The 18,796-nt window shown below is 72.6% G+C and carries 17 protein-coding genes; 6 read left to right on the forward strand and 11 right to left on the reverse strand.

Annotation, left to right across the window (positions count from 1 at the left end; genetic code table 11):
• Positions 1-444: 444 nt before the first annotated feature.
• Both ACIRC0_RS32855 and ACIRC0_RS32860 read left to right on the forward strand, forming a co-directional pair.
• Positions 445-1,458 (forward strand): alpha/beta hydrolase, encoded by a 1,014-nt coding sequence (locus tag ACIRC0_RS32855; RefSeq protein ID WP_403623569.1) that lies wholly within the window; start codon positions 445-447, stop codon positions 1,456-1,458.
• Between the two features lie 134 nt (positions 1,459-1,592).
• Entirely contained in the window at positions 1,593-2,627 is a 1,035-nt protein-coding gene (locus ACIRC0_RS32860; protein WP_403623572.1) for a helix-turn-helix domain-containing protein, read from the forward strand.
• 21 nt (positions 2,628-2,648) lie between these two features.
• On the opposite strand, the gene ACIRC0_RS32865 is transcribed toward ACIRC0_RS32860, so the two are convergent.
• On the reverse strand, positions 2,649-4,388 hold the full coding sequence (locus tag ACIRC0_RS32865) for a cholesterol oxidase substrate-binding domain-containing protein (protein WP_403623575.1): 1,740 nt from the start codon (positions 4,386-4,388) through the stop codon (positions 2,649-2,651).
• Between the two features lie 135 nt (positions 4,389-4,523).
• Between ACIRC0_RS32865 and ACIRC0_RS32870 the strand changes: the two genes are divergently transcribed.
• A complete protein-coding gene (locus tag ACIRC0_RS32870; protein ID WP_403623578.1) occupies positions 4,524-5,507 on the forward strand; it encodes an aldo/keto reductase in 984 nt (327 codons plus the stop codon).
• Between the two features lie 44 nt (positions 5,508-5,551).
• Here ACIRC0_RS32870 and ACIRC0_RS32875 read toward each other — a convergent pair whose 3' ends face one another.
• Positions 5,552-5,839 (reverse strand): hypothetical protein, encoded by a 288-nt coding sequence (locus ACIRC0_RS32875; protein ID WP_403623580.1) that lies wholly within the window; start codon positions 5,837-5,839, stop codon positions 5,552-5,554.
• Positions 5,840-6,089: 250 nt separating this feature from the next.
• Between ACIRC0_RS32875 and tgmA the strand changes: the two genes are divergently transcribed.
• Positions 6,090-6,281, forward strand: a complete 192-nt coding sequence (tgmA, locus tag ACIRC0_RS32880; RefSeq protein ID WP_403623583.1) for a putative ATP-grasp-modified RiPP — start codon at positions 6,090-6,092, stop codon at positions 6,279-6,281.
• A gap of 13 nt (positions 6,282-6,294) precedes the next feature.
• Positions 6,295-7,251: an ATP-grasp ribosomal peptide maturase gene (gene tgmB / locus ACIRC0_RS32885; protein ID WP_403623586.1), complete on the forward strand. Its 957-nt coding sequence runs from the start codon at positions 6,295-6,297 to the stop codon at positions 7,249-7,251.
• Positions 7,252-7,287: 36 nt separating this feature from the next.
• On the opposite strand, the gene ACIRC0_RS32890 is transcribed toward tgmB, so the two are convergent.
• The 7 genes from ACIRC0_RS32890 to ACIRC0_RS32920 form a co-directional block, all read right to left on the reverse strand.
• Positions 7,288-7,587, reverse strand: coding sequence for a glutaredoxin domain-containing protein (locus ACIRC0_RS32890; RefSeq protein ID WP_403623588.1), 300 nt, complete (start codon positions 7,585-7,587; stop codon positions 7,288-7,290).
• A gap of 40 nt (positions 7,588-7,627) precedes the next feature.
• Positions 7,628-9,250, reverse strand: a complete 1,623-nt coding sequence (locus ACIRC0_RS32895; RefSeq protein WP_403623591.1) for a protein kinase — start codon at positions 9,248-9,250, stop codon at positions 7,628-7,630.
• Between the two features lie 114 nt (positions 9,251-9,364).
• Positions 9,365-10,639 carry a 4-hydroxybenzoate 3-monooxygenase gene (locus ACIRC0_RS32900; protein ID WP_403623594.1) on the reverse strand — a complete coding sequence of 425 codons (1,275 nt, stop codon included), beginning with the start codon at positions 10,637-10,639 and terminating at the stop codon, positions 9,365-9,367.
• A 78-nt stretch (positions 10,640-10,717) separates the two neighbouring features.
• On the reverse strand, positions 10,718-11,689 hold the full coding sequence (locus tag ACIRC0_RS32905) for an LLM class F420-dependent oxidoreductase (protein ID WP_403623597.1): 972 nt from the start codon (positions 11,687-11,689) through the stop codon (positions 10,718-10,720).
• 430 nt (positions 11,690-12,119) lie between these two features.
• A complete protein-coding gene (locus ACIRC0_RS32910; protein WP_403623600.1) occupies positions 12,120-12,470 on the reverse strand; it encodes a UBP-type zinc finger domain-containing protein in 351 nt (116 codons plus the stop codon).
• Positions 12,467-13,927, reverse strand: a complete 1,461-nt coding sequence (locus ACIRC0_RS32915) for an ATP-binding protein (protein WP_403623603.1) — start codon at positions 13,925-13,927, stop codon at positions 12,467-12,469. The genes ACIRC0_RS32910 and ACIRC0_RS32915 overlap by 4 nt, the downstream gene beginning before the upstream one ends.
• A gap of 22 nt (positions 13,928-13,949) precedes the next feature.
• Positions 13,950-15,629 carry an FAD-dependent oxidoreductase gene (locus tag ACIRC0_RS32920; protein WP_403623606.1) on the reverse strand — a complete coding sequence of 560 codons (1,680 nt, stop codon included), beginning with the start codon at positions 15,627-15,629 and terminating at the stop codon, positions 13,950-13,952.
• Between the two features lie 134 nt (positions 15,630-15,763).
• On the opposite strand from ACIRC0_RS32920, the gene ACIRC0_RS32925 reads away from it, so the two are divergent.
• A complete protein-coding gene (locus ACIRC0_RS32925; RefSeq protein WP_403623609.1) occupies positions 15,764-16,633 on the forward strand; it encodes a universal stress protein in 870 nt (289 codons plus the stop codon).
• Positions 16,634-16,646: 13 nt separating this feature from the next.
• Here ACIRC0_RS32925 and ACIRC0_RS32930 read toward each other — a convergent pair whose 3' ends face one another.
• Entirely contained in the window at positions 16,647-17,402 is a 756-nt protein-coding gene (locus ACIRC0_RS32930) for a dienelactone hydrolase family protein (RefSeq protein WP_403623612.1), read from the reverse strand.
• Positions 17,403-17,490: 88 nt separating this feature from the next.
• Positions 17,491-18,780 (reverse strand): DUF4032 domain-containing protein, encoded by a 1,290-nt coding sequence (locus tag ACIRC0_RS32935; RefSeq protein WP_403623615.1) that lies wholly within the window; start codon positions 18,778-18,780, stop codon positions 17,491-17,493.
• Positions 18,781-18,796: the final 16 nt, after the last annotated feature.

Genomic DNA, 18,796 nt, shown 5'->3' on the forward strand with positions numbered 1-18,796 from the left:
GGTGTCGGCCGGGGGGGGGGCGGGCCCCCCCCCCGCGGGGGGGCCCGGGGGGGGGGGCCCCGCGCCCGGGGGGGGGGGGGGGCGGGGGGGCCCCCCCCCCCCCCCCCCGCCTCCCTTCCGCAACCGGCCCCGTCCGCAACCGCCGCCGTCCGCGGCCTGCCCGCCGTCCGCGGCCGTCCCCAGCCGCGCCCGCCGTCCGCGGCCGCCCCCCTTCCGCGGCGACCTGCCCCATCCCGGCCGCGCCCGTCCGCGGCGGCCTACGCCATCCCGGCTCCCCGTCCGCGGCGCCGCCGCCTCCGTGCTCCGCACCGACGGCTCGTTCCAGGTGCCCCCCCGCCGTTCGGCGGGGGATTCCCGCCGAACGGCGCGTGCCGCGGCGGTGGGGCGGCGGGCACCATGAACGGCACTGGCCACACGGGCGTGGCCACGACGCGAGGAGCAGCCATGACCGCCGAGCCGACGACCTCCCCGGCACCCGCAGACGCCGAGCCCGTCTTTCCGCCCCCGCCCTTCGACCCGGAGCTGGCGGCGGCGCTCGAACTGATCGGCGAGCAGTTGTCCCCGGGCTTCCCGCCCGAGGCCATCCCCGAGGTGCGCGCCGGCATGGTCATCCCACCGCCCTCCGACGACGAGCTGCGCCGCGGCGGCGCCTTCGAGGTGGAGGAGCGGGCGGTGCCGGGACCGGCCGGCGCGCCCGACGTCTCCCTGCTCATCTGCCGCCCCACGGGTGCGACCGGCCCCCTGCCGGCGATCTACCACGCGCACGGGGGCGGGATGATCCTCGGCACCAACCGGTTCGGCGTGGAGGAGGCGCTCGACTGGGCCGAGGAGCTGGGGCTGGTCGTGGTCTCCGTCGAGTACCGGCTGGCCCCCGAGCACCCGCACCCGGCCCCGATCGAGGACTGCTACGCGGGTCTGAAGTGGACCGCCGAGAACGCGGAGGAACTCGGCATCGACCCCGAGCGCGTCATCGTCGCCGGCGGCAGCGCGGGCGGCGGCCTCACCGCGGCGCTGGCCCTGCTCGCACGGGACCGAGGCGGCCCCGCCCTGCTGGGTCAGATGCTGATGTGCCCCATGCTGGACGACCGCAACGACTCGGTCTCCGCCCACCAGATGGCAGGGCGCGGCGTATGGGACCGAACCGCGAACGCCACCGGCTGGGGCGCGCTCCTCGGCGACGCGCGCGGCGGCCCGGACGTCTCCCCGTACGCCGCCCCGGCCCGCGCCACCGATCTGTCCGGCCTGCCGCCCGCCTTCATCGACGTCGGCTCCGCGGAGACCTTCCGCGACGAGGACGTCAGCTACGCCACCCGTATCTGGCAGGCGGGCGGCCGCGCCGAACTCCATGTGTGGCCCGGCGGGTTCCACGGCTTCGACGGCTTCGCTCCGCAGGCCCTGCTCTCCCAGGAGGCCCGAGCGGCCCGGTTGCGCTGGCTGCGGCGGCTGCTGAGCGCCTGACCGGGTTCGGCGCCCCTCCCCGGCGGGTTCGGTGCCCCTCCCCGGCGGGGCGGGCGGTCCGCCGCGCCGGGACGCGGCGGCGGATCCGGCCTTGGAGCTTGGCAGACGCCGTACTCACCCGCAGGATGTTGCCCGTGAAAGAGCTGGCAGGACGGCTCGCGGCGCTCGATCCCGACGCGGGCGCCGCGCTGCGCGTCATCGCGTACTTCGACCGCCTGACGGAGGAGCGTGCGGGCCTCGAGGCCCTGGTGCGCGGCGCCGCGGTCCTGTCCGGCAGCCCGGCCCGGCTGGTCGACGAACGGCGCGTGGTCCGCGTCCGCGTCGAGCCCGACGGGCGCCGCCACGACACGGCGGACCCGCCCGACCCCGTCTGGCCCTGGGCGCCCCTGGCGACGGGCACCGATGTCCCTGCGGACGACCCGGAGCAAGCCGGGCTGTGGCTGGAGCACCCCGGCCCGGCCGACGGCGTCCACGCCATGATCCTGGAGCGCGCTGTGGCGGCCGTCCGCCTGGTCCTGGACCGCACCCGGGGCCGGGCACCCGCCGACGACCCGGCGCTCCTGGAGACGCTGCTGGACGCCTCCGCGCCACCCGCCGTACGGCTGAGCGCGGCGGCCCGGCTGGGACTCCGCGCCGAGCAGCGGGTACGGGCCGTCGCGCTGTACGGCGGCGGGGTCCGCGTCGTGCCCGCCGACACCGTGCGAGGGCCGGCGGGGGAGGAGCCGCGGGCCGGCATAGGTCCCGCCGTGGAGCCCGTAGGGCTGCCCGAGTCCTGGGCTGCGGCCCGCACCGCGCTCCGCTTCACCGCCGAGGGCACCGCGCACGACCCCGGCCCGCGCACCGTCCACGCGGACGACCTGGGCGGACTCGCCCTGCTCGCCGGGGCGGTCGGCCCGGACACCCCGCCGATCCCGGACCTGCTCGCGCTGGAGCGTGCCGTCGCCGAGGCCCCGTGGGCCGCCGTGACCCTGCACGCCGTGGCGTCGGCGCCCAGCCTGCGGTCCGCCGCCGCGGAGCTGACGGTGCACCACTCCACGCTGCAGGAACGCCTGGCCCAGCTGGAGCATGTCCTCGGCTGGGACGTGCACGCCCCGCACGGCCGACTGCGCCTCCAACTCGCCCTGGCCATACGGAGACTGCGGCGCTCCACGCCCGAGACCGCCGGCTGACCGCCTGGGCGAACAGCCGGTCTAGGCGAACAGCCGGTCCAGAAAGGCGTTGCCGAACACGCGGTGCGGGTCGAGCCGGGAGAGCACCGCGGACGTCTGGGGCCAGGACGGCTCGTCGCCGAAGGAGTCGGGCACCGCGTCGTGCAGCACGTCCGGGTCCGACCACGCCGCCTGGTCCGTGTACGCCCACCCCTTGGACCACTCCACGCGCACGAGGCCCGCCCCACGGTCGTAGGTGTCGAGCAGGAACCGTTCCAGCTCCCGGTAGAACTCCTCCGCGTAGGGCGTGCCCGGCAGGGTGAGCACGTCGAGCCAGACCGCCGTGTCCCACTCGGGGTGATCGGCGCGCGGCCGCAACGCCGACAGCGACGGGGCTCGGGCGCCGGTGAGCCCGACGTCGGCGGGATCGTCGAGGCCCGTTGCGCGGATCTCGACCTGCCCGTTGACCGGGAAGCGCCCGCGCGCGGCGTACGCGGCGAGCCGTTCCCGGTAGAAGGAGGTGAACTCGTGGACGACGCCCTGCACCCCGTCGCGCGAGGTGAGGACCGCGTAGCCGTTCGCGGTGACCCGCAGCGTCGTGGGTCTGATGTACAGCAGCGTGTTCTTGGACGGTCCCCACAGGTCCGCGGAGAGCGTGGCGGTCAGGCCGAGTACGGCGGCGTCCAGCTGTGCGTTGCCCAGCTCGGGCGCGAGGTACCAGGCGGCGTCGGACACCATCCGTCCCGCGAGGTCCGCCACGAGTGTGGGCACGTGGTCGGAGAACGGATAGTTGTACGGCGACGTCACCGGCCGCGAGGTGAGCGGGCGCCGCGGGGCGACGCTCCACACCTTCAGCCAGGGGAACTCCGTGAAGGCGAACCAGATCGCCTCCGCCCGGCCCGTCTCGTCCAGGAACCGCGCGAACGTCCGGCCGTCGCTGCCGGGCGCCGCGAAGAGCTCGGCGGCCGGGACGTCGGTGCGGCTGACGCAGCGGAGGTTGGTGTTGACGCCCACGCGCAGCACCACCTCGGTGACCAGGGCGCGGCCGAGATGGGTGAGCAGCGCGGCACCTTCGGGCTCGTCGCGCCGGTACGTCCGCAGGATGTAGGCGTCACTGTCCTCGTCCCACACCACCGCGGTCAGGGACAGCACGAGGTTGCTCAGCGAACCGTAGGTGTGCCCGGGCAGCCTGCTCTCGCCGTGGGCCGGGACCGCGGTGCCGTGGGCGTCGATGGCCAGGGCACCGCCGAGGGTCAGATCGCCGGGCGCCGGTGCCGCGGTCAGGCCCAGGCCGTGGTCCTCCAGGAAGCCGAGCAGCGCCTCGAGAGTGACGCCGGTGCCGGCCCGGACGGCGGCCGGATCGGTTGACTCCAGCGACAGCCCCGTGAGGTGGGTGGCGGTGTCCAGGAGCAGTACGGGCGACCCGGCCCCCGTGCCGGCGGGGATCGTCAGGGGCGACCAGCCGTGGGAGCAGCCGCGGGCGCGGACCGTCCAGCCCTGCCGCCGGGCCCAGTTGACCACGTCCACGACCTGTCGTGCGTCCGCCGGCGCGCAGGCCCACAGTCCGTCGGCGGTGATCTCCCCGACCCAGTTGCGGTACGCCGTGCGGTACAGGCCGACGTCCGGCGGGAATCCGGGCAGCCCGTCAGCGGCGGCGGTGCCTTGCGTCAGGACCGGGGAGGCGGTGGCCAGCGAGGCGGCGGTGAGCAGGAATCCCCGGCGCGTCCAGGAGGCGTCGGCTCCGCCTATGGCGGGAGGGGGACCGGCTGGTGGTTCGGTCATGTCGCCCACAGTAGGCGCCAGTTGACACGTGTCTCCCTCCTGTCACATCAAACCACCCGTATGGGTGATGGAGATGTCTCCGGTGCGGGAGGGGCGTTTCCCAGTGCTACCGGACGCGGATGACACACTGACCGCATGGAAGAGCGAGAATTCCGCAGGTCGGGGCAGCACGCCTCGGTGATCGGCCTCGGCACCTGGCAGCTGGGCGCCGACTGGGGCGACGTCGACGACAAGGACGCCCACGAGGTGCTGGAGGCGGCGGCCGAGTCCGGGGTGACCTTCTTCGACACCGCCGATGTGTACGGCGACGGGCGCAGCGAACAGGCCATCGCCGCCTTCCTGCACGGCAGGCCGGACCTGCACGTGCTGGTGGCGACCAAGATGGGCCGCCGCGTCGACCAGATCCCGGAGAACTACGTCCTCGACAACTTCCGGGTCTGGAACGACCGCTCCCGCCGCAACCTCGGCGTCGACCGCATCGACCTGGTGCAGCTGCACTGTCCGCCGACGCCGGTCTACTCCTGCGACGAGGTGTACGACGCCCTGGACACCCTGGTCGAGGAAGGCCGTGTCGCCGCCTACGGGGTGAGCGTCGAGACGTGCCAGGAGGCGCTGACCGCGATCGCCCGCCCGAACGTGGCCAGCGTGCAGATCATCCTCAACCCGTTCCGCATGAAGCCGCTGCGTGAGGTCCTCCCGGCCGCGCGGGAGGCCGGCGTGGGCATCATCGCCCGAGTGCCGCTCGCCTCCGGCCTGCTGTCGGGCAAGTACACCAAGGACACTGTCTTCGCCGCGAACGACCACCGCTCCTTCAACCGGCACGGTGAGGCCTTCGACCAGGGCGAGACCTTCTCCGGTGTCGACTTCGCCACCGGTGTCGAGGCGGCGGCCGAGTTCGCCGCGCTCGCGCCCGAGGGCTACACGCCGGCCCAGCTCGCGCTCGCCTGGGTCCTCCGGCAGCCCGGCGTGACCACGGTCATCCCCGGCGCCCGCTCCGCGGACCAGGCCCGCGCCAACTCGGCGGTCGCCAAGCTGCCCCCGCTGCCGCGCGAGACGCTCGACGCGATCCGGGACCTGTACGACCGGCGGATCAAGGAGCAGGTCGAGGACCGCTGGTAGCCGCCCGCCGCGTCGGCCTGTTCCACCTTCACGCCCCTACGACCTCACGCCGTCAGGGCGGAGCGGGTCGCGCGGGATGTTCCGCGCGCGGCGGCCCGGACCCGGTAGACGGTCTTCGACCGGTCGACCACCGGGTCGCCGAGCACGATCCGACCCGCCGCGCACAACGCGTCGCACTCCTCGGTCGGCAGGGCCACGGGACGGCCGTCGGTCTGCCAATAGCCGTACCGGCGGCGCCCGTTCCCATGCACCGTCAGGAAGACCGCCAGGTGCTGGTCCATGATCAGGCGCAGCACTTCGGCAGCACGGGAACTGAGCCGAGGGCGCGTCATGGGCGGTCAGCCTTTCCGGGGCAGGACGGTGATCCTCCCGCCCGGAAGGCGAGATGATCTTTCCCCCGCATTGTTGCCGAGGGCACTGACAGCGCGCATCCGGCGTGCCGGGGACGCCCCTAGAGGTCACGGGGTTGCGTCTCGGGTATGTGACGACCTTCACCCTCATGTGTCGGAAAGTGATGAATTCCTTACGGGGGGAAGACGTAAAGATTTGGGAAGTGGCAACCCAAGACCGTGGAGGTTTCACGTGCGACCGTTCACCCTCAACTACGCCGTGCCCATGGGGGTTCAGGCCACGGTGACGCCGTACCGCTTCGACGCCTCGCGGCAGTTGAATGTGCTTCCGGACGGTCGCCCCGCCGTCAGTGACCGTGCCCTTTTGCTGGCGGCCGGCACGACGACGTCGACGGCGGGCTCCCAGACGCACTTCGACGACTGACGGCACGGACCGGATGACGGTTCTCATCCTCACGTCGGATCAGGACGTGACGGCCGACATGGTGGTGGCCGAGCTGCACGAGCGGGCTGTGCCCGTGATGCGCCTGGACCCCGCCGACCTCCCCGGCAGGGCGGTGCTGTCGGCCGACTACGCCCACGGCGACTTCGACGGCCACCTCTCGGTGGGCGGGCACGTCCTGAGCATGGGAGGCCTGCGTTCGGTGTGGGTACGCCGACCCGGCGAACCGGCCGCGCATGCCGCGGAGCCCTCGACCTGGCTGACCGCGGAGACCCGCCAGGCCCTGTACGGCATGCTCTACTCGGCGTCCACACGGTGGATGAACCATCCCCGCAACGCCGAGCAGGCCCGCTACAAGCCGTGGCAGTTGCGGATCGCCCACCTCAGCGGCTTCGCCGTGCCGCCGACCGTCGTCACCACGGCGCCGCGTGTGGCCCAGCAGTTCGCCGAGGAGTACCGGGACGTGGTGGTGAAGTCGGCGTCGGGGCCGCCGCCGGACGACCCCGAACTGGCCCTGCCGACGACGCTGATCGGCCCGGACGCCGACTTCTCCGCGGTCGCGGCCGGACCGGCCCTGCTGCAGCGCTACATCCCCAAGCGTGCCGACATCCGGCTGACCTGCGTCGGCGCGCGCCTGTTCGGTGCCCGCAAGAGAGCGGCGCCCGGGCAGGTGGACGGCCGGTACGGCGACACCGAGTACTCCTGGCAGCCCACCGTGGTGCCCGACCGTATCGTGAAGTCGGTCCACGAGTACCTGGCGGTTGCCGGCCTCGCGTACGCCGCCTTCGACTTCGCCGAGGACGGGGAGGGCGTGTGGTGGTTCTTGGAGTGCAACCAGGGTGGCCAGTTCGGCTTCATCGAACTGGCCACCGGCCAGCCGATAGCGGAGTCGATCGCCCACTGGCTGGCCCGACGCGCACCCGACCGGCGGCCTTCGGAAAGCCGCTGGTAGCCGTGGAGCCGACGCGGCGGAACGGATCCGTACCGATCAGCCGCGCCGCCCCGTTCTCCCGCGGGACCCCGGCAGCAGATGCGGGGCGCGGTCCGCGACCGTGTCCCGCAGGTGCCGCATCGACGGGTTCACCAGGGCGTTGCCCGCGACCGTCACGGTGGGCACGGTCTCGTTCCCGTCCGCGACCGAGCGGACGAACGCCGCCGCTTCCGGATCCCGCCATATGTTCACCTTGGTGTGCGGCAGGCGCGAGAACAACAGGCGCGTCCGCAGTTTCATGCAGTACGGGCACAACGGCCGCCAGTAGACGACCACTTCGCCCCGCGCCTGCGCCACCGCTTCCCCCGCTCCACTCGACGCCGGACGGAGAGTCCACTCACCCGGCCGGCGGCCGGAACGTTCTCAGGAACACGTCCAGTGCCTGCTGGTTGGCGGTGCTCTGCGCGTCCGCCGCCGGGGTCGTCCAGCGCAGGGAGCAGCCGCGGCCGTCGCCGAGGAGGAAGCCCCGCCCGAAGGTGCGCACCCGGACGCCGTTCACCGTGGACAGCCACACCATGTCGGCGCCCTTGCGGCCCTGGTAGGTCACGGCGCGGATGTCGCCCACCCGCGTGTACTCGGCGTACGTGCTCTTCAGGGACGGCTCCAGCTTCCGCCACACGGCGACCGGATCCGTACCGAGCCGCACGCTGTAGGTGACCGCCAGCGTGCGAGGGTCCCCACTCGCCCCGAACGTCACGCGGTAGGTGCCTTCGGCGGCCTTGAGGGTGTCAATGGGCTTCCATCCCTGGGGCAGGTCGATGGAGAAGCCCTCCGGCGCGTCGTAGCGGCGGAAGGTCGTTGCCGGGTTCCTGGTGGCGGGCGACGACGGGGGCGCGGAGGGTGCCGGTGCCGTACTCGTCGCAGGAGGGAGGGTCGTGCCGTCGGTGTCGTGCCCGGAGGGCGCGGCCGGCCGCGAGGGCGCGACGGAGCGCGACGGCGCCGTCCCGGTCGTCGACGCGCCGCCCCCCTCCGAGCCGACCGTCGCGACGAGGATCGCGACCGAGGAGGCCACGAGCACCAGCCCCGCCCCCACGAGCACCGACCGGCGCACGGCCGGTCTGCCCCAGGCCCGCCCCGCCCGGTGGGCGACCAGCCACGCCCCCCTCAGGCGCGGCATCAGCGTCTCCTGCGTGGGCTCGTCGAGGTCGTCGCTCACGATGCGCACCAGGGAGGCACGCACCGCGGACTCCGGGACCCGCTCCAGGGCGTTGCGGCGCAGTAACCCCGTGATGGCCGGTGCCAGCGGCCCGGCGCTCAGCGGGGGGCGCAGCGGCAGCCGGTCCACGGCGCGCAGCGTCGCCTCGGCCGAACCCCGGTCCCGGAACGGCGGACGGCCCTCCACCATCGCGTACAGCAGCGCTCCGAGAGCCCACTGGTCCGCCGCCGGCCCGGCGCTCGAGCCGCGGGCCTGTTCGGGGGAGGCGTATGACGGCGCGGTGACCCGCTGGGTGACGGACGATCCGATCAGTCCGAACCCGGTCACCACGACCTGGCCCCCCTCCCGCACGAACACCTGCCCGGGGCTCAGGTCCCCGTGGGTGACGCCCCGCCGGTGGGCGGCCTCCAGGACGTCGAGGATCCCGAGGCCGATGCGGGCGGCACGCACGTGGTTCAGGGGCCCGCGATCGAGGATCTGCCCAAGCGGCGTGCCGTCGATCCGTTCCGTCACGGTCCACAGGACACCGTTGTCGTCGACCACGTCGAGGACGGTGGCGATCCGGCCGGGGCACAGCGATTCCATCGCCTCCGACTCGCGCAGGATCCGGGCGATCGTTCGTCGTGAGGTGACCTCGGGCCGCAGCGGTGCGAGCCGCGACTCGGTGAGGGTGACCGGCCGTGCGAAGTCCGCGTCCTGGCCGAGCCAGACGGTGCGCCCCTCCTCCCGGTGGACGACTTCGAGCGTCCGGTACCGTCCGGCGACCAACTCCCGTGTGGAGACCTGCCCGTGGTCCATCGTCATCCCTCGCAGCGCACCGGACTCTCCCTTTCCCGGATGTACGGCGGACGTGACGGTGGGTGTTCAAAGAAAGGCGATTTTCTACGAGCCGGATTTCCCCGACCCGGCGCGCATCGCTCACACGTGCGAAAATGCGTCCCCTGGGCTACTGGTCGGTAGTTTACCGTCGGTTACCTTTGCCGTCGCGCCGATGTACGACTCGGCGAACGCGGCCGCCGCCGCGGGGGAGTGGAAGAGCCGTCGCAGCCGGGCGATGGCATTGCCCGCGCGGAACGGATCGCCCGACGAGGGCCCGTGCAGCAGCTCCGCGAACCACTCGGAGAACTCCTGGTACTGCCACACGCGCCGCAGGCAGGCCGCCGAGTAGCCGCGCAGGCCGCCGGTGTCGCCCCTGCGGTGGTAGGCGATGAGCGCGTCCGCGAGCAGCAGCGCGTCGTGCAGTGCGAGGTTCATGCCCTTCGCGGCGATCGGAGCGACCAGGTGTGCCGCGTCGCCCGCGAGGAACAGCCGCCCGTGCACCATCGGCTGGACCACATAGTTGTGCATGTCCAGGACGCGCTTCTCGATCAGCCGCCCCTCGGTCAGCGGCGGCGCCCCGGCGACGGACAGTCGTTCGCGCAGCTCCGACCAGACACGCTCGTGCGGCCAGTTCTCCGGGTCGTCCCCGGGCGGCACCTCGAGGTAGTAGCGGGTGACCTGCGGGCTGCGCGCCATGTGGGCGGCGAAGCCGCGCGGATGGACCCCGAAGACGACGCAGTCAGACGACGGCGGCGCCTCGGCGAGCAGCGCCAGCCAGCCGACCCCGTGGTCGAGCCGCGCGAGCTGTGCGCGCTCCGGCGGCAGAGCGGCCCGGGTGACACCGCGGGCGCCGTCGCAGCCGGCGATCACCTCGCATGCGATGCGCCGGTGCTCGCCGGAGTCCGGATCCGTGTACGACACGGACGGCTCATCGGTGTCGATTCCACGCACCTCCACGTCCCGCACGCCGAACCGTATGTCGCCCCCCTTGACGTCCGCGTACTCGCGTACGAGGTCGGTGACGAGCAGCGGCTGCGGGTAGACGAAGTGGTGGTGGCCGGAGATCTCCGTGTACGGGAACCGGAGCCGCTCCCCGCCGACGCGGAACTCGCACTCGCTGTGCGTCTGCGCCGTCTCCAGCAGCCGCCCGGCCAGCCCGTGCCGCTCGAGCGCCCGCACGGCCCATTCCTCGAGGAACCCCGCCCGCGGCCGCTGTTCGATGAACTCCCTGCTCTCCTGCTCCAGGACGACACAGTCGACGGAGGCGTCCCGCAGGAGGTTGGCGAGTGTCAGCCCTGCGGGACCGGCGCCGACGATGACGACGGGAACGCGCGGCTCGGGCGGGGGGAGGGGGGCGGGCGAGGAGTCGATCATCCGGTCATTATGGCGGCGCACCGTCAAACCCTTACCGGCCAGGGGTCGTTGTGCCTGCCGGCCCCCGCTGTCGCGGTCTCAGCCCAGGGCCTCCCGCAGGGCGGGCAGAAGCTCCTTGCTCGACCAGTCGATGTACTCTGGCTGCGACTCGCCACCGATCTGCACCAGTGCGATCTCCGTGAACCCGGCCTGTGCATAGGGCCGTACGGCCTCCACGAAGTCCGCCGGGGCGTCGCCGCACGGAATGGAGGAGGCCACGTCGTCGGGCGTGACGAACTGGGTGGCCGACGCGAAGGAATCCGGGTGCGGCAGCTCGGAGTTGACCTTCCAGCCGCAGCCGAACCAGCGGAACTGCTCGTGCGCCCGCTGGATCGCCGCCTCCCGGTCCCGGTCGTAGCAGACCGGCAGCTGCCCGATCCGCGGCTTGCCCTCGCCACCGTGCCGGTCGAACGCGGTCAGCAGCTCCTGCTTCGGCTCCGTGGCGATGACCAGGTCGGCGAGCCGGCCCGCGAGCGCACACGACCGCTCGCCGGAGACGGCGACACCGATCGGCGGCGGCTCGTCCGGCAGGTCCCACAGCCGCGCCGAGTCCACGCTGAAGTGCTTGCCCCGCCGGCTGACATGGCCTCCGCCGAACAGGTCGCGGATGATGCCGATCGCCTCTTCCAGCATCTCGTGCCGCACCTCGACCGAGGGCCAGCCCCGGCCCACCACGTGCTCGTTGAGGTTCTCGCCGGCGCCGAGCCCCAGCCGGAAGCGGCCCTGCGACAGCAGCTGCATCGTCGCCGCCTTCTGCGCCACCACCGCCGGGTGGTAGCGGACGGTCGGACAGGTCACGTACGTCATCAGCGGGATGCGTGAGGTGGCCTGGGCGGCGGCGCCCAGCACGCTCCACGCGTAGGGGGCGTGGCCCTGCTCCCGCAGCCACGGGAAGTAGTGGTCGGAGGTCACGGAGAAGTCGAACCCGGCCTCCTCGGCCCGCACCACATGGTCGACGAGCTCGCGCGGGCCCGCCTGTTCGGTCATCATCGTGTATCCGATTCGCACCATAAAGCGCGGGTTCCCGGTTGGAAGGGGCGAAAACTGACCATTGGGGTCCGTGCGACGGCACCGTGGACACCCGCCGGGCGGACACGGACCAGGACAAGGCACTCCAGCACCGCCTCGAACGCCTCGCCCTGCCCCCGGTCGCGGCGGACGCCGGACCCGGACTCCGGTCGGCGATCCGCCTCACACCCCAGGGCGGCCACTGCCCGCAACAGCCGACGCTACGGCGGTCGAGGTCGCCCACGAGGACGGCACCTGGAGAATGACCCTGGTCGAGGGCGAGGACCGCCTCGTGCTCCGTCTTCCGGGCTCCGCCTGGGCGGCCAGATCACGGGCACGCCCGGCACGGGCACGTTCACGGCCCCCTGGCACACCACACCGCTGAACGCGGGCCACTGAACCGGCACCGGGCGCCCCGCGCCGGACGGCCCGCCTAACGGAGCGTCTCCATCCAGTTGGCCGGGACACGCCCCCGTGGTCCCGGCGCGGGCTGATCCTCGGGATGACAGGCCGGAGGAGCCAGCTCGGGCCCGGCCTCGTACAGCTCGGACGTCTCGTAGTTCCAGAACCAGTCCTCGCCCGGCTCGAAACTGCGGATCACGGGATGCCCGGTGGCATGGAAGTGCGCGGTCGCGTGCTTCGCGGGCGAGTCGTCGCAACACCCGATGTGCCCGCACTGCGCGCACCGCCGCAGATGGAACCACCATCCGCCCGCCGCCTCGCACTCCACGCACCCGGTACCGCTGGGCGGGACGCTCGGGTCGATCTTCTGCACTGCGCTCATGACGACGCCTCCGGTGCTGTCTCGGAATCCACGGCAGTGAGCGGCAGCCGTACCTGGAACCGCGTGTCGCCCGGCTCGGACCGCACGCTCAGGCTGCCGTGGTGCTTGTTGACGACGATGCGCCAGGAGATGTCCAGGCCGAGTCCGGTTCCCTGGCCGACCGGCTTCGTGGTGAAGAACGGGTCGAAGATACGGTCGCGGATCTCCTCCGGCACGCCCGGTCCCGTGTCGCGGAACTCCACGAGCAGCCGGTCGTGGTCGAGGGCCGTCCGCACGGTCAGCGTGCCCTCCCCGCCCGCGTCGTTCATGGCCGACACCGCGTTGTCGATGAGGTTGGTCCACACCTGGTTCAACTCGCCCGGATAGGCGGGGATGTTCGGCAGGGACCGGTCGTAGTCCTTGACGACGGTGATCCGCTTGCCGATCTTCCCGGACAGCATCATCAGGGTGCTGTCGAGGAGTTCGTGCACATCGGCCGTCCGGTACGGCGCCCGGTCGAGCTGCGAGTACTGCCGCGCCGCGTTGACGAGCGTGGACACCCGGGTCGTGGAGTCCTCGATCTCGTTCATCAGCAGCTCGGTCTCGACCGTGTAGTTGAGCCAGCGGACCGCGCCCTCCAGCGTCCTCTCGTCGACGGCCGCCGCGACCTGGTCCAGCCAGTCCGTGTCGAGACCGGCCTGCACGAACGTCGGCGCGAGCTGCCAGCCGCCGTCGATACCGTGGTCGTCGAGCCAGTCGGTGATCGCGTCCTCGCGGTCGGACGCCTCCAGCGGGCTGACCGGCGTGGCCTTGGCGACCTGTTCGGCCGTCCTCTCCTGGATCTCGACCAGTGTCAGCAGCGTCTCCGGCTCGTAGCGTCCGGCGGCGATCACGCCCAGCTTGTGCCGCATCCCGGCGACCCGCTCGCGCAGCGCCGAGGTGGCGCGCACGGCCGCCGCGGCCGGGTTGTTCAGTTCATGGGTGAGACCGGCGGACAGCGATCCGAGCGCCAGCAGCCGCTCCCGCTGGTTGATGACCTGCTGGGTGTTCTTGGAGCCGAAGAACAGCCCCTCCAGCAGGTGCACCGCCATCGGGAACCAGTCCCGCATGATCGAGGCGAACGTCTCCGCGGGCAGGATGAAGAACCGCGAAGGTTCGGTGACCCGCATCGACCCGCTGTACGACGCCGCGGCCCGGTCGCCCAGATACGCCTGGAAGGCGCCCGCGTACACACCGCGCTGCGAAGTGCGGTTGACCTCCACGTCGTCGGCGCCGACCCGCCGCGACAGCACGACCGTCCCCTTGAGGAGGACGAAGAAGCAGGTGGCGGGCTCGCCCTCGGTGTAGACCGGGCCGGGGTCGAACTCCTCCACCCGCCCTTCCCGGCACAGCCGCGCCAGCTGCTCGTCGTCCAGTTTCTCGAACAGGAAGAGCGACTTCAGCTCCGCCCGGTCGCACGCCATCGGCCGGCCGCTCATCGCCGCTCCCCGCGTCGTGGGTTCATGACTGCTCCAGATACCGGTGGACGAGCATCACGGCCATGGCGCCCTCGCCCACCGCGGAGGCGACCCGCTTGGCGGACTCGGCGCGCGCGTCGCCCGCCACGAACACACCCGGGACGTTGGTCTCCAGGTGGTACGGGGGCCGATCCAGCTCCCAGCCCTTCGGCGGCTGCCCGTCGCTCGTCATGTCGGGACCGGTCGGGATGAACCCCTTCTCGTCCCGCAGCACCGTTCCCTCCAGCCAGTCGGTCAGCGGGGCCGCCCCGATGAACACGAACAGCCACTGCGCGTCGACGAGTTCGGTCTGCCCGGTCGCCACGTCCCGCAGCGTCAGCTTCTCCAGATGGTCCGAGCCGTGCGCCGCGTCCACCACGGTGCGGGTGCGGACGTGAATGTTCGGAGCGTCGTTGATCTGCTGGATCAGATAGTGCGACATCGACGCCGACAGCGACTCCCCGCGTACCAGGAGGTGGACCGACTTGCAGCCCCGCGACAGGTACATCGCGGCCTGGCCCGCCGAGTTGGCGCCACCCACGATGTACACGTCGTACCCGGAACAGGCCGGCGCCTCCGTCAGCGCCGAACCGTAGAACACCCCGCACCCCGTCAGCTCGGCGAGCCCAGGCGCCTGGAGCTGCCGGTACGACACGCCGGTCGCCAGGATCACGCTGTGCGCGCCGATCGCGGTCCCGTCCGAGAACCGCACGATCCGGGCGGCACCGTTGACCTCGAGAGCGGACACCTCCCGTGCGGTGAGGATCTCCGCGCCGAACTTCTTCGCCTGTCGGCGCGCCCGGTCCGTCAGCTGCGCGCCGGACACACCGTCGGGGAAGCCGAGGTAGTTCTCGATCCGGGAACTCTGCCCGGCCTGACCGCCGGTCGCGGACCGCTCCACGAGCAGCGTCCGCAGCCCCTCCGACGCCCCGTACACCGCCGCCCCGAGCCCGGCGGGCCCGCCGCCTATCACGACCAGGTCGTAGAACTCCGAGGTCGGCGTCGTCGCCAGGCCGACGTGCGCGGCCAGTTCCGGGTCCTCGGGCTCGACCAGCGGCGTGCCGTCCGGGGTGACGACGAGCGGCAGCCGCTCCCCGTCCTGCCCGGCCGCCGCCAGCAGCCGCTGCCCCTCCGGGGTCTCGACCGAGTACCAGCGGTAGGGCACCTGGTTGCGGGCCAGGAACTCCCGTACGTCCGACGAGCGTGCCGACCAGCGGTGGCCGACCACCTTCGTGGTGGGAACCGGCCGGTAGTCGGAAGTCCGCCACGCCTCCAGCAGATCGTCCAGGACCGGGTAGAGCTTCTCCTCGGGCGGGTCCCACGGCTTGAGGAGATAGTGGTCGAGGTCGATCACGTTGATCGCGTCGATGGCCGCGTTGGTGTCCGCGTACGCCGTCAGCAGCACCCGCCGCGCGCCCGGGTAGACGTCCAGGGCCTGTTCCAGGAACTCGATGCCGTTCATCTGCGGCATCCGGTAGTCGGCCAGGATCACCGCGACCAGGTCGCCGCGCAGTTTCAGCTCCCGCAGCGCCTCGAGCCCGCTCTCACCGGACTCGGCGCGCACGATGCGGTACGTCTCGCCGTACCGGCGGCGCAGGTCGCGTGCCACGGCACGCGACACCCCGGGGTCGTCGTCCACTGTCAGGATGACGGTCCGTGCAGCTGCCCCCGCAGCCTGTGCCATAAGGTCTCCCGCCCCGAGCTCATGCGCGTCTCGCCCATCGTATGTTCGATCGTCCGGTTTCGCTCCTGAACCCGGTGAGCACCTGACCGGTGGCATGATCACCCTCACCGGAGCAGCGACAGGAAGGCAGCAGCATGACCCGCCCGATCACCGTGGGAGTGGATGGATCGCCGGAGAGCGTCGCCGCGGCGGCCTGGGCGGGCCGGGAGGCCGTGCGCCGGGGCCTGCCGTTGAGGATCGTGCACGCCTGGCAGTGGCAGGCCCTGGACGTCGCCCTGGCGGCCGACGAGGAAGCCCACGCCCGGTGGGCCCGGGAGGTCGTGGACGCGGCCCGGGGCACGCTCACCGAGCGGCACCCGGAGCTGACCGTGACCGCCGAGGCGCTCCAGGGCGCGCCCGTCGAGTCGCTGGTCGCCGAGGCGGCCACGGCCGAACTGCTGGTGCTGGGCTCACGCGGGCACGGCGCGGTCGTCGGGTTCCTGATCGGCTCCGTCGGCCAGCAGGTGATCGCCGAGTCCACCCGGCCCGTGGTGCTGGTCCGCGCCGGCGACCGGCCCACCGCGGAGGCGGCGGGCCGCGACATCGTCGTGGGACAGCACGGAGCGCCGGACGACAGCGCGCCCGCGCTCGCCTTCGCGTTCGAGACGGCCGCCGCCCGGGGCGCGGCCGTCCGCGTCGTACGGGCCTGGAGCCTGCCGCCCGTGTTCGCCTACAGCCCCGGCTCGCTGAAGCTGCTCGACGAGGCCGGTGGGCTGGAACAGTTCGAGAGGAAGGCGCTCGACGAGGCGCTGCGCCCCTGGCGGGAGCGCTACCCCGAGGTGCCGGTGACCGAGCACGTGGAGATGGGCAGCGCCGCCCAGGTGCTGCTCTCCGCGGCCGGCGACGCCCAGCTCGTGGTGGCGGGACGCCGTGCCACCCGGGCCGTCGGGCCCCGCATCGGATCGGTGGCGCACGCGCTGCTGCACCACGCGCCCTGCCCGGTGGCGGTCGTACCGCCCGCCTGACACGGGCTCTGACTCACAGGGCGCGGTCGAAGAGGGCCAGCAGCTCCCGCCAGTGCCGTTCCGCCGCCTCGGCGTGGTAGCTGGAGGTGTCCTCCTGGGTGTAGCCGTGCGGGGCGCCCGGGTAGACCTCGCAGCGGTGGCGCACACCCGCGTCGGTGAGCGCCTTCTCCAGCCGCTCGATCTGCTCGGGCGGCAGGGAGTGGTCCTGGTCGGCGTGTCCGAAGTACGCCTCCGCGGTGATGCGGTCGGCCAGCAGATGGGGGCTGTCCGGCTTGTCGGTCGCCAGTTGCCCGCCGTGGAAGCCGGCCACGGCGGCGACCCGCTCCGGATGCGTCCCGGCGGTGCGCAGGGCCAGCCGGGCGCCCATGCAGTAGCCGGTGACACCGACCGGGCCGTCGGCGGCCTGCGGGCAGTCGGCGAGCCGGCGCAGATAGGCGTCGGCGTCACGCTCGGCCCGCTCGGGCGTCACCGACCGGATGAGCGGCATGACCTTCTGGAAAAGCTCCGGACGTGCGTCCGTGTCGATGAAGTCGGGCAGCTCGACGACGGGCGCCCGGCCGTGGCGGTAGAAGACGTTGGGCACCAGCACCGTGTAGCCGTGCCCGGCGAGGCGGTCGGCCATCTTCTTCAGGGACGGGCGCAGTCCGAAGGCGTCCATGTAGAGCAGGACCGCGGGGCGGGGGCTGTGGTCGTCCGGGTGGGCGAGGTACGCGTCCGCCGTGCCGTCCTCGGTGGGGATGTCCACGGACGTTCCACGGATGGCGGTCATGTGTGGTTCTCCTGCCTGTCGACGTCCGGCCGGCGACGACCCCGGCCGGGCCTTGCGATCATCATCGCAACGCCGGTCGGCGGGTCGCTCAGGAGGGCCGAACGGGACCGTCTTCCTCTTCCTGCGGATCGGCCGGCGCCTCGTCCTCTTCCTGCGGATCGGCCAGCGTCTCGCGGACCTTGGGCAGGATGTTGTCCACATAGTCCTTCACGGCGGTGTCCAGACCGATGTCGTGCTGGGCCCGCTCCGACAGATACCACCGGTGTTCCAGCAGCTCGTGGTACAGCTCAGCCGGATCCATCGCCCCCCGCAGCTCCGGCGGCACCGCGCGCACGGTGGGCCGGAACACGTCCCGCACCCAGCGGTGGGCGAGCACCTCGGGCCGGGCGGCGAGAGGGTCGCCGGGCGCGTAGTCGTCCTGGGTGGCCATCCAGCTCTCCAGGTCGTTCAGCAGCCGCCGCGCCTGGTTCTCCTCGGCATCGAGGCCGGTCAGCCGGAGCAGCTGCCGCTGATGGTGCCCGGCGTCGACGACCTTCGGCACGAAGGTGACGGTGTCGCCGTTGGAGGAGTGCGAGATCTGCATCTCCGCCACGTCGAACCCGAGGTCGTTCAGGCGGCGGACACGGCGGTCGATGTAGTGGTACTTGCCCGCCGGGTACACGGAGGTGCGGGTCAGCTCGTCCCACAGACCGGAGTACCGCTGGCAGATCTCCATGCCGAACTCGATCGGATCGACCGACGGGTGCAGTGCCCCGGAAGCCTCCAGGTCCAGCAGCTCACCGCTGATGTTGACGCGCGCCAGATCGAGGTCGTACTCCCGCTGCCCCGGGCTCAGCCGGGGGTGCAGATCGCCGGTCTCGGCGTCCACCAGGTACGCGGCGTAGGCGCCCGCGTCGCGCCGGAACAGGGTGTTGGACAGCGAGCAGTCCCCCCACGCGAACCCCGCCAGATGCAGCCGGACCAGCAGCACGGCCAGCGCGTCCATCAGCCGGTGCATGGTCGCGGGCCGCATGGTCGTCTCGAACATCGAGCGGTACGGCATCGAGCCGCGCAGATGCCGGGTGATCAGCACCGGTTCGAGGGGCTCGCCGTCCTTGCCGGTACGGCCGGTGACCACGGCGAGCGGGTCCACCGCCGGGATGCCGAGCCGGTCGAGGTCCCGCAGCAGCTCGAACTCGCGCACCGCGGGCCGCTCGGCGAGCTCCTTGACGGCCACCACCTCCGTTCCGGCGCGTGCGTAGCGCACCACGTGCCGGGAGATACCGCGGGGCAGCGGCACGAGGTAGTGCTCCGGCCACTCCTCCAGGGGCAGCTGCCACGGCAGTTCGAGCAGGAGCGCGGGGTGCTCCGGATTGGTCGCGCTGATCTGCAGAGCCATCGATGAACTGTCCTCG

Origin of the sequence: Streptomyces sp. NPDC093984, from assembly GCF_044764595.1 — a bacterium.
Lineage (GTDB): Bacteria > Actinomycetota > Actinomycetes > Streptomycetales > Streptomycetaceae > Streptomyces > Streptomyces cynarae.